17 protein-coding genes are annotated in these 20,066 nt (G+C 70.8%); 15 read left to right on the forward strand and 2 right to left on the reverse strand.

Annotated features, from left to right (window positions below):
- Position 1 precedes the first annotated feature (1 nt).
- The 13 genes from VDQ83_RS02790 (at position 2) to VDQ83_RS02850 (ending at position 13,928) form a co-directional block, all read left to right on the forward strand.
- Positions 2–961, forward strand: a complete 960-nt coding sequence (locus tag VDQ83_RS02790) for a hypothetical protein (RefSeq protein WP_455433764.1) — start codon at positions 2–4, stop codon at positions 959–961.
- Positions 948–1,883, forward strand: a complete 936-nt coding sequence (locus VDQ83_RS02795; protein ID WP_455433765.1) for a GNAT family N-acetyltransferase — start codon at positions 948–950, stop codon at positions 1,881–1,883. The genes VDQ83_RS02790 and VDQ83_RS02795 overlap by 14 nt, the downstream gene beginning before the upstream one ends.
- Positions 1,880–2,995 (forward strand): DegT/DnrJ/EryC1/StrS family aminotransferase, encoded by a 1,116-nt coding sequence (locus VDQ83_RS02800; RefSeq protein WP_309915934.1) that lies wholly within the window; start codon positions 1,880–1,882, stop codon positions 2,993–2,995. Before VDQ83_RS02795 ends, VDQ83_RS02800 begins: the two co-directional genes overlap by 4 nt.
- Positions 2,992–4,245 (forward strand): O-antigen translocase, encoded by a 1,254-nt coding sequence (locus VDQ83_RS02805; RefSeq protein ID WP_309915937.1) that lies wholly within the window; start codon positions 2,992–2,994, stop codon positions 4,243–4,245. Before VDQ83_RS02800 ends, VDQ83_RS02805 begins: the two co-directional genes overlap by 4 nt.
- Complete coding sequence (locus tag VDQ83_RS02810) at positions 4,245–5,186, forward strand: glycosyltransferase (RefSeq protein ID WP_455433766.1); 942 nt, start codon at positions 4,245–4,247, stop codon at positions 5,184–5,186. Before VDQ83_RS02805 ends, VDQ83_RS02810 begins: the two co-directional genes overlap by 1 nt.
- Entirely contained in the window at positions 5,183–6,370 is a 1,188-nt protein-coding gene (locus tag VDQ83_RS02815; protein ID WP_455433767.1) for a hypothetical protein, read from the forward strand. Before VDQ83_RS02810 ends, VDQ83_RS02815 begins: the two co-directional genes overlap by 4 nt.
- On the forward strand, positions 6,367–7,224 hold the full coding sequence (locus VDQ83_RS02820) for a Wzz/FepE/Etk N-terminal domain-containing protein (RefSeq protein WP_455433768.1): 858 nt from the start codon (positions 6,367–6,369) through the stop codon (positions 7,222–7,224). The genes VDQ83_RS02815 and VDQ83_RS02820 overlap by 4 nt, the downstream gene beginning before the upstream one ends.
- Before the next feature lie 138 nt (positions 7,225–7,362).
- Positions 7,363–8,211 carry a class I SAM-dependent methyltransferase gene (locus VDQ83_RS02825; protein WP_455433769.1) on the forward strand — a complete coding sequence of 283 codons (849 nt, stop codon included), beginning with the start codon at positions 7,363–7,365 and terminating at the stop codon, positions 8,209–8,211.
- Between the two features lie 3 nt (positions 8,212–8,214).
- A complete protein-coding gene (locus VDQ83_RS02830; RefSeq protein ID WP_455433770.1) occupies positions 8,215–9,444 on the forward strand; it encodes an amidohydrolase family protein in 1,230 nt (409 codons plus the stop codon).
- Positions 9,441–10,139 (forward strand): class I SAM-dependent methyltransferase, encoded by a 699-nt coding sequence (locus tag VDQ83_RS02835; protein WP_455433771.1) that lies wholly within the window; start codon positions 9,441–9,443, stop codon positions 10,137–10,139. Before VDQ83_RS02830 ends, VDQ83_RS02835 begins: the two co-directional genes overlap by 4 nt.
- Before the next feature lie 23 nt (positions 10,140–10,162).
- The gene (locus VDQ83_RS02840) at positions 10,163–11,674 is read left to right on the forward strand and encodes a B12-binding domain-containing radical SAM protein (RefSeq protein WP_455433772.1); all 1,512 of its coding nucleotides are present in this window, start codon (positions 10,163–10,165) and stop codon (positions 11,672–11,674) included.
- A 26-nt stretch (positions 11,675–11,700) separates the two neighbouring features.
- Positions 11,701–12,825 carry a glycosyltransferase family 4 protein gene (locus VDQ83_RS02845; RefSeq protein WP_455433773.1) on the forward strand — a complete coding sequence of 375 codons (1,125 nt, stop codon included), beginning with the start codon at positions 11,701–11,703 and terminating at the stop codon, positions 12,823–12,825.
- On the forward strand, positions 12,822–13,928 hold the full coding sequence (locus VDQ83_RS02850; protein WP_455433774.1) for a glycosyltransferase family 4 protein: 1,107 nt from the start codon (positions 12,822–12,824) through the stop codon (positions 13,926–13,928). Before VDQ83_RS02845 ends, VDQ83_RS02850 begins: the two co-directional genes overlap by 4 nt.
- 80 nt (positions 13,929–14,008) lie before the next feature.
- Here VDQ83_RS02850 and VDQ83_RS02855 read toward each other — a convergent pair whose 3' ends face one another.
- Both VDQ83_RS02855 and VDQ83_RS02860 read right to left on the reverse strand, forming a co-directional pair.
- Positions 14,009–15,298 (reverse strand): nucleotidyltransferase family protein, encoded by a 1,290-nt coding sequence (locus VDQ83_RS02855; RefSeq protein ID WP_455433775.1) that lies wholly within the window; start codon positions 15,296–15,298, stop codon positions 14,009–14,011.
- Positions 15,295–16,791, reverse strand: a complete 1,497-nt coding sequence (locus VDQ83_RS02860; RefSeq protein ID WP_455433776.1) for a B12-binding domain-containing radical SAM protein — start codon at positions 16,789–16,791, stop codon at positions 15,295–15,297. The genes VDQ83_RS02855 and VDQ83_RS02860 overlap by 4 nt, the downstream gene beginning before the upstream one ends.
- Positions 16,792–16,993: 202 nt before the next feature.
- Here VDQ83_RS02860 and VDQ83_RS02865 point away from each other — a divergent pair, with 202 nt between their 5' ends.
- Entirely contained in the window at positions 16,994–18,052 is a 1,059-nt protein-coding gene (locus tag VDQ83_RS02865) for a serine kinase (protein WP_455433777.1), read from the forward strand.
- 156 nt (positions 18,053–18,208) lie between these two features.
- Positions 18,209–19,924, forward strand: a complete 1,716-nt coding sequence (locus VDQ83_RS02870) for an ATP-binding cassette domain-containing protein (RefSeq protein WP_455433778.1) — start codon at positions 18,209–18,211, stop codon at positions 19,922–19,924.
- Positions 19,925–20,066 lie beyond the last annotated feature (142 nt).

The following is a 20,066-nucleotide window of genomic DNA, read 5'->3' on the forward strand; positions in this document are numbered from 1 at the left end:
CATGTTCGATTGGAGCAAACGCGGCCTGGCGTTCGCCACCGTACGCGACGGCGTCGGCGGCTGGATGCGGCATTCGGCGCTGACGCCGACGCCGCATCGCCTGGACGCCGAGTTGATCCGGGTCTACGCCGGCTTCCGCGACGACGCCGGGATCAGCCGCATCGGCTACGTCGACGTGCGCGGCGACGATCCGACCCGGGTGGTGCGCGTCAGCGCCGCGCCGGTGCTGGACATCGGCCGCGACGGCTGCTTCGACGACAACGGCATGATCCTCGGCGACGTGGTCGCCGCGCCGGACGGTCTGTACATGTTCTATGTCGGCTTCCAGCGCGTGGCCAAGGCCAAGTTCCTGGCCTTCACCGGACTGGCGGTGTCCAACGACGGCGGCGAGACGTTCCAGCGCCGCCAGGACACGCCGCTGCTGGACCGCGCACCCGGGCGCAGCACCATCGCCGCGGTGCATTCGGCGCGCTACGAGGACGGCCGCTGGCGGCTGTGGTACGCGGTCGGCGACGACTGGGAGCACATCGACGGCACGCCGTTCCCGCGCTACCACATCCGCTACGCCGAGACCGACGACCTGCAGGCGATCCCGCGCCAGGACACGCTGTGCCTGCAACCGCAGGGCAGCGAATACCGCATCGGCCGCCCGCGCGTGTACCGCCACCAGGGCGGCTACCTGATGTATTTCACCCGCGGCAACGTCGGCGGCGCGTACTTCCCCGGCGTGGCGCGCAGCGCCGACGGCCGCCACTGGCAGCGGTGCGACGCCGCCTTCGGCCTGGCGCTTTCGCCCGGCGGCTGGGACGCGCGCACGCTGTGCTATCCGGCGCTGATCCGGCACCGCGACCGCGTGCTGATGTTCTACAACGGCAACGACATGGGCCGCGACGGCTTCGGCGTGGCGGTGGCGCCGCTTGCGCAGGGCGCAGGCGAGGGGAGTGGCGATGATTTCGGTTAGGCCGTATACCGCCGCCGATGCGCCGGCCTGGGACGCGTTGATCGGCGAATCCCGCAACGGCAACCTGCTGCATCGGCGCGGCTACATGGACTACCACGCCGAGCGCTTCGTCGACGCCTCGCTGCTGGTCGAGCGAGGCGGTGCGCTGCTTGCGGTGTTCCCGGCCAATATCGAGGGCACGCGCGTGGTCAGCCACGCCGGGCTGAGCTATGCCGGGCTGCTGTCCGCGCATGGCCTGCGCGCGACGGCGACACTGGCGGTGTTCGAGCAGATCGCCGCGCATTACCGCGCCCGCGGCGTGCACGAGTTGCTGTACAAGGCGGTGCCGCACCTGTTCCATGCGTCGCCGGCGGAGGAAGATCTTTATGCCCTGCACCGGCTCGGCGCGCGCCTGCAGCGCCGCGACCTGTCCTCGGCGATCGCCTTGCGCGAGCCGCTGCGCTTCGCCGCCGAACGGCGGCGCTCGATCGGCAAGGCGCGCAAGGCCGGCCTGCGCGTGCAGCGCAGCGACGATCCGGCACCGTTCCATGCGCTGCTGAGCGAGGTACTGCAGCGCCACGGCGCCACGCCCACCCACAGCCTGCAGGAACTGCGCCTGTTGTGCGGGCGCTTCCCGGAACAGCTGGTGCTGTACGAAGTGCGCGACGGCGAGAGCCTGCTGGCCGGCACGCTGCTGTACGACTTCGGCCGCGTGGTGCACACCCAGTACCTGGCCTGTTCCGAACAGGGCCGGCGCGTGGACGCGCTGAGCCTGCTGCTGGCCGACCTGATCGAACACCGCTACGCGCAGCGCGAGTACTTCAGCCTGGGCATTTCCACCGAGCAGCAGGGCCAGGTGCTCAACGACGGCCTGGTCACGCAGAAGGAGCGCTTCGGCGCGCGCGGCGTGGTCCACGATTTCTACGCCTGGGACCTGCGATGAGCGTGCCGTTCCTGGACCTGCGCGCGCTCAACGCCCGCTATGCCGACGAACTGAAGGCCGCGGCGGCGCGGGTCATCGACTCGGGCTGGTATGTGCTGGGCGAGGAGCTCGACGCGTTCGAGCGCGAGTTCGCCGCCTATTGCGGCACCGAACATGCGATCGGCGTGGGCAACGGCATGGACGCGCTGAGCCTGATCCTGCGCGGTTACCGCGAACTGGGCCGGCTACGCGACGGCGACGAGGTGATCGTGCCGGGCAACACCTTCATCGCCAGCTTCCTGGCGATCAGCGAGAGCCGGTTGCTGCCGGTGCCGGTGGAGCCGAATCCGGTCAGCTTCAACCTGGATCCGGCCAGCGTGGAGCGGGCGATCGGCCCACGCACACGGGCGATCATGGCGGTGCACCTGTACGGCCAGCTGGCGGACATGGCCGCGTTGCGGACGTTGGCGCGGCAGCACGGCCTGCTGCTGATCGAGGACGCGGCGCAGGCGCACGGCGCGCGCCTGCATGGGCGCCACGCCGGAAGTTTCGGCGACGCCGCCGGCTTCAGTTTCTTCCCCGGCAAGAACCTGGGTGCGCTCGGCGATGGCGGCGCGGTCACGACCGACGACGCCGCGCTGGCCGCGCAGATCCGGATGCTGCGCAACTACGGGTCGGACATCAAGTACCGGCACCTGGTGCAAGGCGTGAACTCGCGCCTGGACGAAATGCAGGCGGCGCTGCTGCGGGTCAAGCTGCACTACCTGGATGCCGACATCGCCCTGCGCCGCGATGTGGCGCGGCGCTATCGCGCAGGCATCGCGCATCCGCAGCTGCAGTTGCCGCAGGTGGCCGACGAGGCGGCTCACGCCTGGCATCTGTTCGTGGTGCGCTGCGCCCGGCGCGACGCGCTGCAGCGCCATCTGCTGGCCAGCGGCATTCACTGCGTGGTGCACTATCCGCTGCCGCCGCACCGGCAGCCGGCCTATGCCGCACTGAGCGGGCTCAGCTTGCCGCTATGCGAGCAACTGCACCGCGAGGTGCTGAGCCTGCCGATCGACCCGACCCTGGATGCGGCCGCGGTGCAGCGGGTGATCGACGCCTGTCTGGCGTTCGAGGCCACAACGGCATGAACGTGCTGCGCAGCGGCGTGTACAGCGGCGTGGCCACCGCGGCCAAGCTGCTGGCCGCGTTACTGGTGCTCAAGCTGGTCGCGGTGTATGCCGGGCCGGCCGGCGTGGCCCGGCTCGGCCAGTTCACCAGCCTGATGTCGCTGCTGGCGGTGCTGGCCGGCGGCGGCATCGGCGCGGGCATCGTCAAGTACGTGGCCGAATACCGCGACGATGCGCAGAAACTGGCGCGGCTGCTCGGCGCGGCGCTGGGCTATGCCTGCTGCGCCGCCTGCGTGATGGGGGTGGTCGCGCTGCTGTTCAGCCGCCAGATCGCGCAGCGCCTGCTCGGCGATCCGCAGTACCAGAGCCTGATCTGCGTGCTGGCCGTGGCCCAGCTCGGCATCGCCCTGGTCAACTACATCCTGGCGGTGGTCAACGGTTTCATGGACGTGCGCCGGCTGGCCTTCATCCAGGTCGCCGGCTCGGTGCTCAGCGTGCTGGTGGTGCTGTGGCTGTCGCGCTGGCTGCAGCTGTACGGCGCGCTGCTGGCGCTGGTAGCCGGGCAGGTGCTGTGGCTGTGCGCCGGCCTGCCGGCGCTGCGGCGCAGCCCGTACTTCCGCCGCGACATGCTGCGCATCCGCTTCGATGCGGAAATGACCCGGCGCCTGGCCGCGTTCTCGGTGATGACGCTGACTTCGGCGCTGCTGCCGCTGCTGGTCAATATCGGCGTGCGCGACCATCTGGCCGACACCTTCGGCTGGCAGCAGGTCGGCTATTGGCAGGCGGTGAGCAAGGTCTCCGAGGCCTACCTGTTGTTCTTCACCACGGCGATCAACGTCTATTACCTGCCCAAGCTGGCAGCGTTGCGCGACCGTGCCGGGCTGCTGCTGGAACTGCGCACCGCCTACCGCTACGTGTTGCCGGCGGTGATCGCATTGGCCGCGGCGATCTACCTGTGCCGCGACTGGATCACGCGGCTGCTGTTCGCCGCCGACTTCGCCGCCGCTGCGCCGCTGTACGCGCCGCAGCTGGTCGGCGACGTGATCAAGATCGCCTCGTTCGTGCTGTCGTACCTGATGCTGGCCAAGGCGATGACGCGGCTGTTCGTGATCTCCGAATGTGTGTTCGCCGCCAGCTATCTGGGGCTGGTCTATCTGTTCACTGCGCGCATGGGCCTGATCGGGGCGGCATACGCATTCGCAGTCAACTATGCGCTGTACCTGGCGTTCAACGTCGTGGTGGTGCGGCGCTATCTGGGAGGGTTGCGCTGATGGACGAACGCGGGCTGCGCGGCGAGATGCCGCTGGTGTCGGTGCTGGTGCCGGCGTTCAACCACGAACGCTTCGTGCAGCGCTGCCTGGACAGCGTGCTGGAGGACCCGTATCCGAACAAGGAGCTGGTGATCGTCGACGACGGCTCCAGCGACGCCACCGCCGCGCGCATCGCCGAGTGGATCGCGCTGCACGGACAGCGCATCCCGGTGCGGTTCTGGCCGCGCGAGAACCGCGGCATCGCCGCCACGCTGAACCATCTGGTGGCGATGGCCAGTGGCGAGTTCCTGCGCCTGGGCGCCAGCGACGACTACCTGCTGCCGGGCGGTCTGGCCGCGCAGGTCGCCTATCTGCGCGCCTCGCCGGGCAAGACCGCGGTGATCGGCGATGCGGTGGTGGTCGATGCGGACGGGCGCCTGCTGCACCAGAGCAGCATGCGCGACCTGCACGGCGTGGACAAACGCCTGTACCTGAGCGACGCCGGCATCCGCCGCGCGGTGATCCGGCACTGGGCGGTGAGCGGGGCGGTGGCCCTGGTGCGGCGCAGCGCGCTGCAGGCGCGCGTGGCCTGGGACGAAGAACTGCATATCGAGGACTGGGATTTCTTCCTGCGCCTGGTCGCGCGCGACGCGCTGGGCTTCATCGACGTCGGCGTCTGCGCGTACCGGCTGCACGGTGCCAACGCCAGCAGGACCCGGCACCTGCCCAGCCGCCTGGCCAATCTGACCGAGTCGCGGCAGGTGGCGCTGCGCCGCGCGGCGCTGTTCGATGCGCCGTGCCGCACGCTGCTGCACGCGCAGGCGCACTACATCGCGGCCAAGATCGCGTTCCTGCGGCGCCAGCCGGCGGCGCTGGGCGGCCACTTGCTGGCGCATGCATGGCTGTCGCTGCTGGCACGCCTGCGGCCGGCCGCAGCGGCGCCGCTGGCCGAGCGCGCATGAAACGCCTGCTGCGCCTGCCGTCGAGCTATTTCGGCCTGCCGCTGCTGTTCAGTTGCGCGCTGACCCTGCTCAGCTTCGATCTGCCGCCGGGCTATGCCGCCGGCGTCGCCTTGTTGGCCGCCGCGGCCGCAACGACGCTGTTGCTGGATGCGCTGCACGGCATCCGCTTGCCGTCGCTGGCCGCGTTTCGCGCGCGCCGTTATGCCGGCACCCGCGAGGCCTTCGTCGCGCTGTGCCTGGCCGCGCTGGTCGGCGTGTTCTGCGTGCTGGACCTGACGCTGTTCCCGATCCCGCTGTTCACCAATCCTTCCGCGTATGCCGACCTGACGCCGCTGCATTCGCACGTGCGGCACCTGTCCAACATGTGCTGGATCCTGCCGCCGATCGCGCTGCTGTGCGTGCGCGACAAGGCGCTGCGCAACGCGATGATCGTCGCCGGCTTCGTGTTCCCGGTGCTGGTGATCGACCGCAACCGCATCTTCGCCGCGTTGTTCAGCTTCGCGCTGCTCCTGCTGCTGCGGCGCGATCCGGCGCGGCCGGTGCCGTGGAAGGCCATCGTGGCGTTGCTGGTCGCCGGCGGCGCGGCGTTCTCGCTGCTGGGCACGCTGCGCTCGGGCTCGCTGGATTCGGTGACGCTGCCGTTCGGCGCGCTGTACCGCGCCGCGCCGCAGGGCATCAAGTGGCTGCTGCTGTACATCGGCGCCGGCCCGTACAACTTCGGCGCGATGCTGGCCAAGGACTACGTCAACGCCAGTTTCCTGGTCAACCAGCTGGTGCCGCTGAGCGGTTCGATCGCCACCGCCGGCACCGGCATTCCGCTGGATGCGCCGAACATCAACGTCGGCACCGAGTTCTTCCCGTTCCTGCTGGCCGGCGGCGCCGGCGCCGGGCTGGCCGCGATGCTGGCGCTGTACGCGACGCTGCTGTGGAGCGTGCGCCTGCTCGGCAGCACGGTGTCGCTGTTCAACCTGCTGGTGTTCCTGCGCATCGCCTACGCCTGCCTGATGTCGCCGTTCGCGCCGCAGGCCTTCACCTGGACCAACGCCGGCTTCATCGCGCTGTGCCTGGTCCTGCACGCCGGCAGCGCGCTGCTGCCGAACCGCCGCGCGGCGCTGGCGGCTGCGCCGGGCAGGGCGGGGCAGGCGCCGTCGCCACCTTTTTCTCCGGGAACTACCTTGCCATGAAAGAAGACGAAATCTACCTGATCGACCTGTGGCGGATCCTGCGGCGCGAATGGACGTGGTGCGTGCTGCCGCTGCTCGTCGCGCTGGCGCTGGCGTTCGCCTTCCTGCATGTCGCCACGCGCCAGTGGCAGGCCACCGCGTGGGTGCAGGTCGGCGAATTCGGCCCGACCCCGGCCGGTCGCGATCCCAAGCTGGAGCCGTTCCAGCGGGTGATCGAGCGGATCAAGACCCGGCTGTTCCAGGACCAGGTGCTGCAGAGCCTGGGCCTGCCGTTGAACGGCCGCGAGGCTGCGCTGTACCGCGGCAGTCTGAAGCTGGACCCGGATCCCTATGCCAACCTGATCGAGTTGAGCCTGCGTGCCGATTCGGCGCAGCAGGCGCGCGCCCTGGCCGCGGCGACGACGGCGCAGTTGCAGGCGTTGCATCGGCGCATCCAGGCCGTGCCGATGCAACAGACGCGCGAACGCCTGCAGGACATCGACAGCGAACTCGCCGCGACCCAGGCCGAGCGCGCACGCCTGCTGCAACAGCAGGCCGAGGGCAACGGCAGCGTCGAGCAGCAATTGCTCGGCAACATGCTGCTGTCGGAGAAGAACACGACCATCCGCGGCCTGAAGTCCGAGCGCGACGACCTGCGCGCCCGGCTCGGCGCGCGCTATACCTACGACACCTCCGCGCCATGGGCGGCCTACGTGCCCGAACGCCCGGCATTTCCCAATCCGGTGCTGGTACTGGCGGTGGGACTGATGCTGGGCGTGGGACTCGGCGTGTTCGCCGCGATCGTCCGCAACGCGCTGCGGCGCCGGCAGGCCGCACGCATGCCGCAGCTTGCGCCGGCCGGCGGCGGCGCATAAGCGCGAATCCGCACGACGCCGCGCACGGCGATTCAACCAAACCGCCCGCCACCCGCACTCACTGGCATACCGTGCGATCCGCGCTTGCGGCCGGCACGGCAATTCCCGACGACGACGGCAGGCGAGTGGAGAGTGGATGTGACTGCGAATGGCAAGCCCGGCACCGCTGCGCGCGCGGCGACGATCGATCCGGCGCTGCTGCTGGAGACCCAGCGCGCCTTCGATAGCGTTGCCGCCGACTACGACGGCCCGCGCGGCAACAACGAGCTGATCCAGCGCATGCGCACCACCCTGTGGGACACGGTGGCCGCGCAGTTGCCGGTCGGCGCGCGGCTGATCGACCTGGGCTGCGGCACCGGCCTGGACGCCCACGAGTTCGCGCAGCGCGGCTACCGGGTGCTGGGCACCGACTGGTCGCCGCAGATGGTGGAGCGCACCCGGCAGCGGGCGCAGGACCCGGCGCTGCAGGGGCGGCTCAGCGCGGCGCACGTCGGCATCCAGCAACTGGACCGCCTCGACGGCGAGTTCGACGGCATGTATTCCAACTTCGGCCCGCTGAACTGCGCGCCGGACCTGCCCGCTGTGGCCGCCGAATGCGCGCGCCTGCTGCGCCGCGACGGGCGCCTGGTGTTCTCGGTGATCGGGCGCCTGTGCCCGTGGGAAGTGGGCCATTACGCGCTGCGCGGACGCTTCCGCCGCGCCGCGGTGCGTGGCGCGCGCGGGGTCACCGCGGTGGGCATGAACGGGCACACGATCTGGACCTGGTACTACCTGCCGCGCGAGTTCTACCGCGCCTTCTCCGCGCATTTCGAACTGGAATCCTATCGCGCGCTCAGCCTGTGCCTGCCGCCGCCGTACCTGGTCGAGCACTATCGCCGCCACCCGCGCTGGGGCGAACGCCTGGGCCGGCTGGACGACCGCATCGGCGGCTGGCCGCTGCTGCGCGACATGGGCGATCACTTCCTGATCGTGATGCGCAAGCGCTGAACGATGCGCGCGCTTTCCGCTGCCGCCGAAGTCTGCCTGCACGGCGCGCGCCTGGCCACGCCGGCCGGCGCGCTGCGCGCGTCCCTGGCGTTGCGCGGCGCGCGCGTCGCCGCCGCGCCGGCCACTGCGGCGTACCGGATCGCGTTGCACGGGCACCTGGTGTTTCCGGGGCTGATCAATGCGCACGAGCACCTGCAGGTCAACGCGGTGCCGCCGCTGCCGCAGACCGCGCCGTTCGCCAACAGCTACGCGTGGATCGAGGCATTCGCTGCGCATTTCCGCGACCCCGCCGTCGCCGCCGCGCTGCAACTGCCGAAAGCGCTGCGCCTGCGCCACGGCGCGCTGAAGAACCTGCTCGCCGGCGTCACCTGCGTCGCCCACCACGATCCGTGGCATGCCGAACTGGACGCGGCGGACTTTCCGGTCGCGCTGCTGCGCGAGTTCGGCTGGAGCTACGCCTTGCATGGACCCGACTATGGGCCGCCGCTGGCGCAGAGCTTCGCCGCGACCGCCGCCGACCGCCCGTGGATGATCCACCTGGCCGAGGGCACCGATGCGGTCGCCGCCGCCGAACTGGCCGAACTGGACCAGCGCGGCTGCCTGGCCGCCAACAGCGTGCTGATCCACGGCGTGGGCCTTGGCACCGCCGACATCGAGCGCGTGCTCGCCTGTGGCGCCGCCGTGGTGTGGTGCCCGTCGAGCAACCTGGCGCTGCTGGGGCGCACGCTGGATCCACGCCGGCTGTACGCGGGCGGGCGCCTGGCGCTGGGCAGCGATTCGCGCCTGAGCGGCGCGCGCGACCTGCTCGAGGAACTGCAGGTGGCCGCCGCCAACGGGCTGGATCCCGGGCAGGCGCTGGCGCTGGCGACCACCGCCGCCGCACGCATCCTGCGCCTGCCCGGGCGCGGCAGTCTCGCGGTCGGCACCGCCGCGGATCTGCTGATCGTCGGCGACCGCGGCGGCGATCCGGCGCATAGCCTGGTCGGCCGTGCGCGCAGCGAACTGCGCGCGGTGGTGCACGATGGGCGCCCGCGCATCGCCGATCCCGATTTCGCCGACTGGTTCGAGGCCGCCGGCGTGGCGGCGGTGCCGGTCACGCTGGACGGCGTGCCGAAGCTGCTGGCCGCCGAGCTGGCCGACCCCGCGCTGCTCGCGCTCGAACCCGGCCTGGAACTGCAGGGCGATGCGCTTCGCACGGCCGAGCCGTCCGCCCTGCAGGCACGCCGCGCATGAGCGCCGTGCCGATCCTGGACCCGTTCGAGGCCTATGCGCTGTGGGCGGCGAGCTATCCGGCGCACGCCCACAACCCGGTGATGCAGGCCGAGCAGCGCGCCATGCTGGCGCTGTTGCCGCCCACGCTGCACGGCCAGCGCGTGCTCGATGCCGGCTGCGGCAGCGGACGCTATCTGCTGCATGCGCTGCAGCGCAACGCCGCGCACGCCACCGGCGTGGACCTGTCGCCGCAGATGCTCGGCCGCGCCGCGCACGAACTGGATGCGGCCGGCGCCGGCAACCGCTACACGCTGCGCGAAGGCAGCCTGGACGCACTGCCGGTGGCCGATGCCGCCGCCGACCTGAGCATCTGCGCCCTGGCCGTCGGGCATCTGCCGCAGCTGCTGCCGGCGCTGGCCGAGCTGCACCGCGCCACCCGCCCGGGCGGCAGCGTGCTGTGCAGCGACGTGCACCCGATCGGCCACGCGCTGGGCTGGAAGCGCGATTTCAAAGCTGACGGCCAGCGCTACGCGGTGCGCCATACCCAGCACCTCTACAGCCACTGGCATGCGGCCTGCGCCGCGCTCGGGCTGGCGATCGAGGCGGTGTGCGAACCGATGCTCGATCCTGCCGACATTCCCGCCGGCGCGCACTTCGATCCTGCCGCGCTGCAGGTGCCGGTGGCGCTGGTGTTCCGGCTGCGGCGCCTGCCGTGAGCCTCGCCTTGCGGTCTTCTCCCATGCCTTCCACACCGAACACGCTGCTGGTCAATCCGACCATCACCTCGCGCGGCAATGCCCGCTTCCCGCTGGCGCTGCTGAACCTGGCCGCGGCACTGGACCGCAGCGGCGACAGCCGCATCATCGACGGCAACGTCGATCGCGGCTTCATCGACAGCGCGCTGCAGGCGTTGCAGCAACAACGCTACGACGCGGTCGGCATCAGCGTCATGGGCGGGCCGCAGATCGCGCCGTCGATCGCGCTGTCCACGGCGATCCGCGAACGCTTCCCGGCCATGCCGATCGTCTGGGGCGGCTATTTCCCGACCCTGTACACCGACACCGCGCTGAGCGCGCCGTACGTGGACTACGCGATCCGCGCGCAGGGCGAGGACACGCTGCCGGAACTGGTCGCGGCGTTGCGTGGCGAAGGCCCCAGCCTGGCGCAGATCGACGGGCTGTCGTGGAAACAGGACGGCGCGATCGTGCACAACCGCAATCGCGGCTTCAGCCGCGGCGAGGCGGCACCGGCGCTGCCGTACGCCAAGCTCGGCGACCCGCGCCAGTACCTGGGCCGCAGCTTCCTGGGCCGCCGCACCGCCTCGCACCAGGCCGCGCTCGGCTGCCGTTTCCGCTGCACCTTCTGCGGCGTGGCGGCGATGTTCGGCGGCGCCACCGCGCTACCCACTGCGGCACGACTGGAGCGCGAGCTGCGCTATCTGAAAGAGGAACTGGGCGCCGATTCGATCCAGTTCTTCGACCACAACTTCTTCGACCGCGAGGCGGAGATGATCCCGCTGCTGGAGGTCATGGCCAAGCTGGAAATGCCGTGGTGGTGCTACGCGCGCGCCGACGCGCTGCTCAACCTGTCCGAGAGCACCTGGAAGCTGGTGCGCAAGAGCCGGCTGCGCATGGCCTACATCGGCGCCGAATCGCCGAGCGGGGCGATGCTCAAGGAAATCCGCAAGGGCACGCGTCCGGACCAGACCCTCGAGGTGGCCGAGCTGTGCCGGCGCAACGGGGTGATCCCGGAGCTGTCGTTCATGGTCGCGCCGCCGCAGGACACCGTGCACGCGACCGAGCAGACCTTCGAGTTCATTCGCGAGCTCAAGCGGATCAATCCGCAATCGGAAATCATCGTCTACGTGTACACGCCGCTGCCGGAGGCCAGCCGCCACGAGAAGGACCGCGGCAAGCGCGCATCGATGCCGCTGCGCGACCTGCACGGCGCGCCGGTGGAGTTCCCGCGCACCCCGGAGGAGTGGACCCAGCCGCAATGGGTGGACTACGCCTGCCATGCCGACGCGCCCTGGCTCGACGACGCGCTGCGCCAGCGCATCCGCGACTTCGTCACCGTGCTGGGCTGCCGCTATCCCACCGCGCAGGACCTGCGCTCGCCGCGCTGGGCCAAGCGCGGCTTGAGCGCGATGGCGGCGTGGCGCTACCGCTACCGGCGCTACGACCGGCCGTGGGAACTGAACCTGGCCAATTGGCTGGTGCGCCTGCGCCGGCCGCAGGTCTCCGGCATCTAGGCGTGTCGCCTCCCCGCGGAAAATCCATGCACGTCGCCCAGATCAATTTCGTCCGCACGCCGCCGGGACTGGCGCCGGCGCAGGTGTTCGCGCACTGGCCGTCGCTGGCCGACATCTCCGAAGCGGTGGCCAGCGCCGGCACCCGCGTGTCGGTGATCCAGGCCGCCGACGCATCGGCGCAGTTGCTGCGCAACGGCGTGGAGTATCACTTCACCGATCCGGGCCATGCCGGCACCAGCAGCCGCGCGCGGCGCATCGCCGGCATCGTGCAGGCGATCGGCGCCGACGTGGTCCACGTGCACGGCCTGGAGTTCGCGCGCGAGGCCTGCGCGATGGCGCGGCAGTTGCCGCACGTGCCGATCCTGCTGCAGGACCATGCCAATCGCCCGCCGCGCTGGTGGCGCCGCTCGCAGTGGCGGCAGTGGTACGCGGCCGCGGCGGGCATCGCCTTCACCTCGCTCGATCTGGCGCGCGCGTTCGTGCATGCCGGGCTGTTCGCGCCGTCCACCCGGCTGTTCGCGATTCCCGAATCCAGCTGCCGCTTCACCCCCGGCAACCGGGCCCAGGCGCGGCGCGACAGCGGCCTGCATGGCGCGCCCTGCGTGCTGTGGGTTGGGCACCTGAGCGCCGGCAAGGATCCGTTGACCGTGCTCGAAGGCGTAGCCCGCGCCGCCGCGCGGCTGCCCGGACTGCAGCTGTTCTGCGCATTCGGCAGCGCGCCGTTGCTGGAGGCGGTCCAACAGCGCGTGCAGCAGGATCCGCGTCTGCGCGGGCGCGTGCACCTGCTCGGCAAGGTCGACCATGCGCAGGTACAGACGCTGATGCGTGCGGCCGATCTGTTCGTATCTGGCAGCCTGGCCGAAAGCTGCGGCTACGCGGCACTGGAAGCCTTCGCCTGCGGCACGCTGCCGGTGCTGACCGACATCCCGTCGTTCCGCGCGCTCACCGACTGCGGCCGCGTCGGCGAACTGTGGCCGTGCGGCGATTCCGGGCTGCTCGCCGAGGCGCTGGTGCATGCCGCCGCCGAACGGCCGTCGCCAGAGCAGGTCCGCGCGCACTTCGATGCGCAGCTGTCGTTCGCGGCGGTGGGCCGGCGCTGGTCGCGCGCCTATGCGCAACTGCTGGAGCAAGCCGCGCGGAGCGAGGCATGAAGCTGGCGCTGGTGGTGCCCGGCGGGGTGGACCGCAGCGGCGAGTACCGGGTGATCCCGGTGCTGCTGACCCTGATCGAACGCCTGGCGCGCAGCCACGAGCTGCATGTGTTCGTGCTGCACCAGGAGCCTGCGCCGGCATGCTGGGAGTTGCTCGGCGCGCGCATCCACAACATCGGCGACGGCCGCACCCGCCTGCGCGCGGTCGCCGCGATCCGCGCCGAGCATCGCCTGGCGCCGTTCGACCTGGTGCAATCGATCTTTTCCGGCCACTGCAGCCTGATCGCGGTGGCCGCCGCGCGCTTGCTGCGGCGGCCGAGCCTGGTGCACATCGCCGGCGGCGAACTGGTCGCGCTGCATGCCATCGGCTACGGCGGACGGCGCAAATGGCAGGGCCGGCTGCGCGAGGCGCTGGTGCTGCGGCTGGCGAACGCGGTCACCGCAGCCAGCGCGCCGATCGTCGATGCCCTGCAGGCGCTCGGCATCGCCGCCGAACGCGTGCCGCTGGGCGTGGACCTGCGTGCCTGGCCGCAGCGCGAGCCGCGCCGCCGCGATGGCGGCACCGCGCAGCTGCTGCACGTGGCCAGCCTCAACCGGGTCAAGGACCAGCCGACGCTGCTGCGCGCACTGGCGGCGCTGGCGCGGGCCGGGGTCGCGTTCCGCATCGACATCGTCGGCGTGGACACGCTCGATGGCGAGATGCAGCGCCTGGTCGCGCAGCTCGGGCTGGCGCAGCAGGTGCGCTTCCTCGGTTTCAAGACCCAGCGCGAACTGCGCCCGCTGGTGGAGGCTGCCGATCTGCTGGTGCTGTCGTCGCTGCACGAAGCCGGGCCGATGGTGTTGCTGGAAGCAGCGGTGGCCGGCGTGCCCACCGTCGGCACCGGGGTAGGGCACCTGCTGGAATGGGCGCCGTCGGCGGCGCTGGCGGTGCCGACCGGCGACTGGGCGGGCCTGGCCGAAGCCTTGCGCCAGGTCCTGGCCGACGACGAACTGCGCCTGCGCCTGGCCTGGTCCGCGCAGTGCCGCGCGGTGCGCGAGGACGCCGAGCACACCGTGCGCAGCTTCAACACGCTGTACCGGCGGTTGTGTCCAAAGCGCGCGTGAGCGCACGTTCCAATGTAGGAGCGGCTTCAGCCGCGACAGGCACTATCGGTAACGCCCGTCGCGGCTGAAGCCGCTCCTACCTAGCGCGGCGCATACCCCTGCAAGGCGCTGCGCACCGCATACAGCGCATCCATGCGCGGCACCGGCCGCAGCAGGCGCAACAGCACGCGCCGCCGCTGCGGCAGGGCGACCCAGGATTGGCCCTGCAGCCACAGCTGGGTGCGGATCATGTCGGCGCGCTCCTGCTTGCTTTCCTGTGAGGGCTGCAACCGCTGCCGCAGATAGCGCAGCACCTCGCCGGGCGAGCGCGCCCATTCGATGCCGGGCAGCGCCGGCAGCCACAGCTGCGAGCACGAGGCGCGGGTCAGGTCCAGCCGCCACGAGACCAGCCGCAGCAGCGGCGGGCACTGCGCGCGCAACTGCGCCAGCACCGCCTTCGGAATCGCCGTGCGGTAGTAGCGCAGCACCAGCTGCAACGGCGGCAGCGCCCACCACGGCGCGCCATCGGCGTCATCGCACAGCACCCGCCAGTCCTTGCCGCTCATCCGCGTGGCCAGCAGCGAGATATCGTGCAGATGCATCAAGCGCAGGCTGCGGCTGCAGATGCCGCCGGCCGCGTGCAGCAGCAGATGGCTCATCAGCGCGCCATTGGACGGGTAGGGGTTCAGTCCCGGACGGCTGTCGCGCGGGAAGATGCGCCCGCTGATATCGACCGTGGCCAGCGGCAGCCGCTCCTGGATGCGCAGGTGCAGTTCGATGTTGATCGGCGTGTCGCGATGCTCGCCCAGGCCGGCGACGGGGTGCGCCTGCGCCGGGCGGAAGGTCTGGTGTTTCCACTGTACGAATTCGGCCACGTAGCCGAGCTCGCCCAGCAACGCAGCCACCTGCGCGGCATCTTCGGCGCGCACCAACAGGTCGATGTCGGCCATCGGCCGGTCGCCGGGCAGGTACAGGCCTTGTGCGTGCAAGGCCGCGCCCTTCAGCGGCACGATCGCCACGCCGGCGGCCTGCGCCAGCGCATCGATCCGCTCCAGCAGCGCGGCGATGCGCCGGTAGCGATAGGCGACGTGCTCGCGCTGCTCGGCCAGGAACGCGCTCCAGTCGCGATCGGGCCACACCGACAGCCGGCTCAGCAACGGCCCAATGCCGTGCGCGGCGGTCGCCGCCGCGGCCAGCTGCCATTGCAGCCGGTTCCACTGCGGCATCGGGTTGCCCGGTCGCGCCAGCTCGTGCGCCAGGGTTTCGGTCGCCAGCCGCAAGCCGCTGCCGACCTGCTTCAACGCAGGCTGCGTCGCGCGTTCGGTAAATGCATCGATAAAGGGATCGGCGGAGGAGGGCGCCTGCGCTTGCGGCGTCGCGTGCGCGGTCATTGGCGTTGCGCCAGCGGGATGCGGCGGTCGGAGGCGGTGGCTGCGGCCGGCAGGGCGGCATCGGTCCGGTGCTGGCCTTCGCTGGCGATCAATGCGTCCCACTGTGCATCCAGTGCCGCCCAGTCCTGCGCATAGTCATGCGGCGGCCGCGTGGCCTCGCCGCGCTGCAGGTCCACCTGCCGGTGCAGCAGATCGCGCACCCGCCGGTAGAACTCCGAGTCGTAGGCGCCATGGAACATCATCGCCAGGTCGTCGCTGTCCTGCCAATGGGTCTTGCGGCCGAGCTGGTTCTTCACCTGCTGGTAGAACTTGGTGCCGGGCAGCGGGTACGACACGCTGACGCCGATGTCGTCCGGACGCGCCGTCGCCACCAGCGCACGGGTGGCGAGGATGTCGTCCAGTTGCTCGTCCAGGTAGCCGAGCTGCAGGAAGAAGCCGACGCGGATGCCGTGCGCGCCCAGGCGCTGACGGGCGGCGATCACGTCCTCCACCGCGGTGCCTTTGGTCATCTTGTCGAGGATGCGCTGGCTGCCGCTTTCCGCGCCGATCCACGCCTCGGCGCAACCGGCGCGGGCCAACGCGGCGGCCATGCGTTCGCTGCCCAGATCGGCGCGGGTCTGGATGGTGAACGGAATCGAGCCATCGGCCGCGGCCAGCACCGCGGCGAATTCCTCAACCCATTCGATGTGGAAGCCGAAGATGTCGTCGGCCATCCAGATATGGTCGGGGGCGAAGGCGCGCTTGAGGTGGATCATTTCCGCGGCCACTTCCGGCGCGCTGCGGCGCTTGTAGTGATTGCCCCAGATCGGCTTGGCGCACCAGTTGCAGCGGAACGGGCAGCCGCGCGAGGCGGCCATGTTCAGGCTGAAGTAGCCGTGCCGCTGCAGCCACAGGCGCCGGTAGCGCTCGATATCGACCAGATCCCAGGCGGCCAGGCCGGACAGGCGCGGATCCGGCGGCCGCGCACCGATCTGCGCGCGCTTGAGCTGCGGCAACGCGGCGGTGGCGACATCGGCCACGTCCGCCACCCAGGCCGCGGCATCGATGTCGGGCGTTCGCTGCAGCCGCTCGACCAGTTCCAGCAGCGGCGCGATGCCTTCGCCGATCAGCACCGCGTGCGCGCCGGCGGCCAGGAACGCTTCGGGATGGTCCGACGCGTCGGAGCCGGCCACGATCACCCGGCTGCCGATGGCACGCGCCTCGGCGATCATCCGGCAGGCGGCCTCGCGCATCCGGCTCAGGCACATCTTGGTCAGGAAATTGAAGTTGTCCTCGTAGAACACCACCAGGTCCGGCTGCGCCGCGCGCAGCGAGGCCTGGTAGTCCTCCACGCCGTCGGCCAGCATCGCGTCGAACAGCGTCACCTCGTGCCCGTGCCGGCGCAGCAGCGTGGCCACCTGCAGCGTGGCCAGCGGCGGATACGGCTTGCCGCGCTCCCATTGCTTGGGATCGTAGCGCAGGAAATAGGAGTGGCTGACCTGGATCTTTGGCATCGGCGGAAGGGTCTCGTTCGGCGCCAGCGACAGATGCCGCGGCGCATGCAGCAGTGGCCGCGCACAGGTGGCCGTGCTGTAAGTGCCGCCGGCGCGGGCTTTGGTTGTGCGCACTGCGCAGGTGCGTCGGCGCGTATGGCCCGCACAACCTTTGCTGCCGCTGCACGCACTCACGCGCATCGACTCCATGGATCCATCCCCGATGCAGCCCTCGACCGTGCGCACGCAACGCTGGGAGCCTGTGGCCGGCACTGCCGCAACGCAGGCTGGCGTTGCCGCCGATCCGTTCCACGACCGGCTGCGGCACGACCACGTCCTCAACAAGCAACTGCTGGGCGGCCGCTTCCGCTTCGAAAGCAATAGCGAGGCCTTGCTGCAGTTGGTCGAAGCGGCGTTCGGCGACATACCGCCGCACCAGTTGCCGGAGGCAGCCGACTTCCATATCGAACTGAACCTGGTCGCGCGCCACGACGCACCCTATGTGTTCGCGCTGCAGCCGCCGCCGGTGCAGACCCAGTCCGGCGCCGGCGTGCTGTGCGGGATCATCGACGCCGACAACTACATGGTGCTGATGCCGGACCAGGGCAGGGCGCTGCTGGTGGTGTCGGAAGACATGCTCGCCCATCCCTACCATGTGCGCTACGAACTGATCGAGTTCGCGGTGTTCGTGCTGGCGGCGCGCGCGATGCGCCTGGTGCCGCTGCACGGCGCGTGTGTCGGCGCCGGCGGGCGCGGCGTGCTGATGCTCGGCGCCAGCGGCGCGGGCAAGTCCACGCTGGCCCTGCATAGCATGCTGCGGGGGCTAGAGTTCCTCGCCGAGGACGCGTTGTTCGTCGAGCCGCAGCGCATGCTCGCCACCGGCATCGGCAACTTCCTGCACCTGCGGCCGGATCTGCTGCGGCTGGTCGACGAGCAGACCCGCGCCTGGATCGCTGCCGCGCCGACGATCCGGCGCCGCAGCGGCGCGGTCAAGCACGAAGTCGATATCCGCAACGGCCGCGCATGCCTGGCGCCCGCGCCGTTGCAGCTTGCCGGCGCGGTGTTCGTCTCCAGCACGGCCGCCGCGGATCCGCAGCAACTGTTGCGGCCCATTGCCGAACACGAGGTGCTCGAGCGCCTGACCGCCGACCAGCCGTACGCCGCCGCGCAACCGGGATGGCCGCTGTTCGCACGCCAACTGCAGCGGCTGGGCGTGTACGAGCTGCAACGCGGCCCGCATCCGGATGCTTCGGTCGATGCCGTGCTGCAGTTGCTGCGATGAGTGCGACGACGACGAGCGTATGCCGGCCATGAGAACGGAGACGTCGCGTGCAGGCGAGGGCGGCCGCGGCGCCATGTTCGCACTGGCGCGGCGTGCAGGCGCGTTGCAGCCCGTCACGCTGATCGGCGAACTGGCGCCATCCCAAGGCCTTCACCGATGACCGCGCGCAGCCACACCGCGCCCGACCAAGCGTCGCCACTGCTGCGCACCTTCATCGCCACCCTGGATCGTGGCGAGCGGATGCGCATCTGTCTCTATGTCGTGCTGTCGTTGCTCTGCGCGCTGGCCGGCGCCGTGGCCACGGTCGCCCTGGTGCCGCTGGTGCAACCCGGGCATGCACTGACGCTCGGCGGCCACGTGCTGGCGTTGCCCGACGGCGTCCTGGCCCAGACGACGATCTTCATCGTCGCCAGCGCCGGTTTCGCCCTGCTGCGCTGGACGGGCGCGCGACTGGCCGCTGAGCTGGCCAGCGGCCACGCGGTGCGCCTGCGCCGCCAGGTGCACGCGCGCCTGCTCGACGCGCCGCTGCCGGCGCTTGCCGACGCCAGTTCGGCGGAAATCGCCAACGTGCTCACCTACAACATCGAGATCATCGTCCAGGGCTTCAGCGCCTTGCTGCAGTTGCTGGTAGCCGCCATCACCGCCGGCGTCAGCCTGGGCATCGCCTTTCTGGTGTCGCCCATCCTGGTGCTGGCGCTGCCGCCGCTGCTGGGCCTGGCGGTGCTCGCGTTCCGCATCTCCGGCCACGAACAGGCCCAGGTGAGCCGTCAATACGTCGCCGACATGACCCGGCTGTTCTGGCTCAGCGAGGATTTCCCGCGGCGCCTGCGCCATGTGCGTTCGTTCGAACGCGAAGACCTGGAGAAAAGCGGCTATGACACGATCTCCAGCCGGCTCAGCCATGGCTACTGGCGGCAACAGGCACTGGTCGCCTCGGGCCGGCTGCTGCTCGAACTCAGCGCCGTCGCCGCCATCGCCGCGATCATGCTGCTGGCCGGCCTCTGGCACGGCATCGACCGCGGCGCGCTGATCACCGTAGGCCTGTTGCTGGGCCGGCTGCTGCCGTATCTGGTCTCGACCCGGCAGAGCTTCCAGCAACTGCGTTCGGCGGCGCCCGCGCTGGAGTTATGGCAGCACTATGTGGGTCTGGGGACGGCGAGGGCGGTGCCGGCAATGCCGCACGAGGCCGCACCCATGCATGGCCCGCTGCGGATCCACCGGATCGGCCTGGCGCCGCCGCTGGCCGCGGTCGCGATCGGCGAACTGATCCTGGCGCCCGGCAGCATGACCTTGATCTGCGGACACTCCGGTATCGGCAAGAGCAGCCTGATGGACGTGCTCGCCGGCATGGTCGAACCGCGCGCGTTCGCGGCCCAATGCGATGGGCAAACGCTGGATTTTGCGGCGTACCGCGCCTTGGTCCGGCATGGCGCCTATGTCGGCCAGAGCGTGCGCCCGTGGCAGCACACGGTGCGCGATTGCCTGGCCTGGGCCGAGCCGGGTGCCAACGAAGCGGCGATGTGGCAGGCGTTGCGCGACGTCGGCCTGGCCGCGCGCCTGCAGGCGGGCGCGCAGGGCCTGGACACCACCTTGAACAGCGCCGCCGCCAAACTCTCCGGCGGCGAACTGCAGCGCTTGCTGCTGGCGCAGGTGATCCTCAGGCAACCGCGGATCGCCTTGCTCGACGAAGCCACCAGCGCACTCGACGTAATCTCGGAGAAACACGTGCTGTCGACGCTGCGGCAGCGCCTGCCGCGCACCGCGCTGGTCGTCGTGTCGCACCGGACCAGCCTGTCCGCGGTGGCGGATCGCTGCCTGCACATGCAGCGCCCGAGCTCCACGCCATTCCCGATGGCGCAGCGACCGCTCTGACCGGCGGCGCATGCGCGGCGCGATCCGCGATGGCGCGCCGCGCTGCGAAACGCGCTCGACCGTATTGCCGGCTCGCATGGAACAGTCTACCGTCCATGGCCTCGACAGCGATGCGTGCCCGCTGCTCGCCGAACCATCGCCC

This window comes from Xanthomonas sp. WHRI 7945, assembly GCF_035026585.1.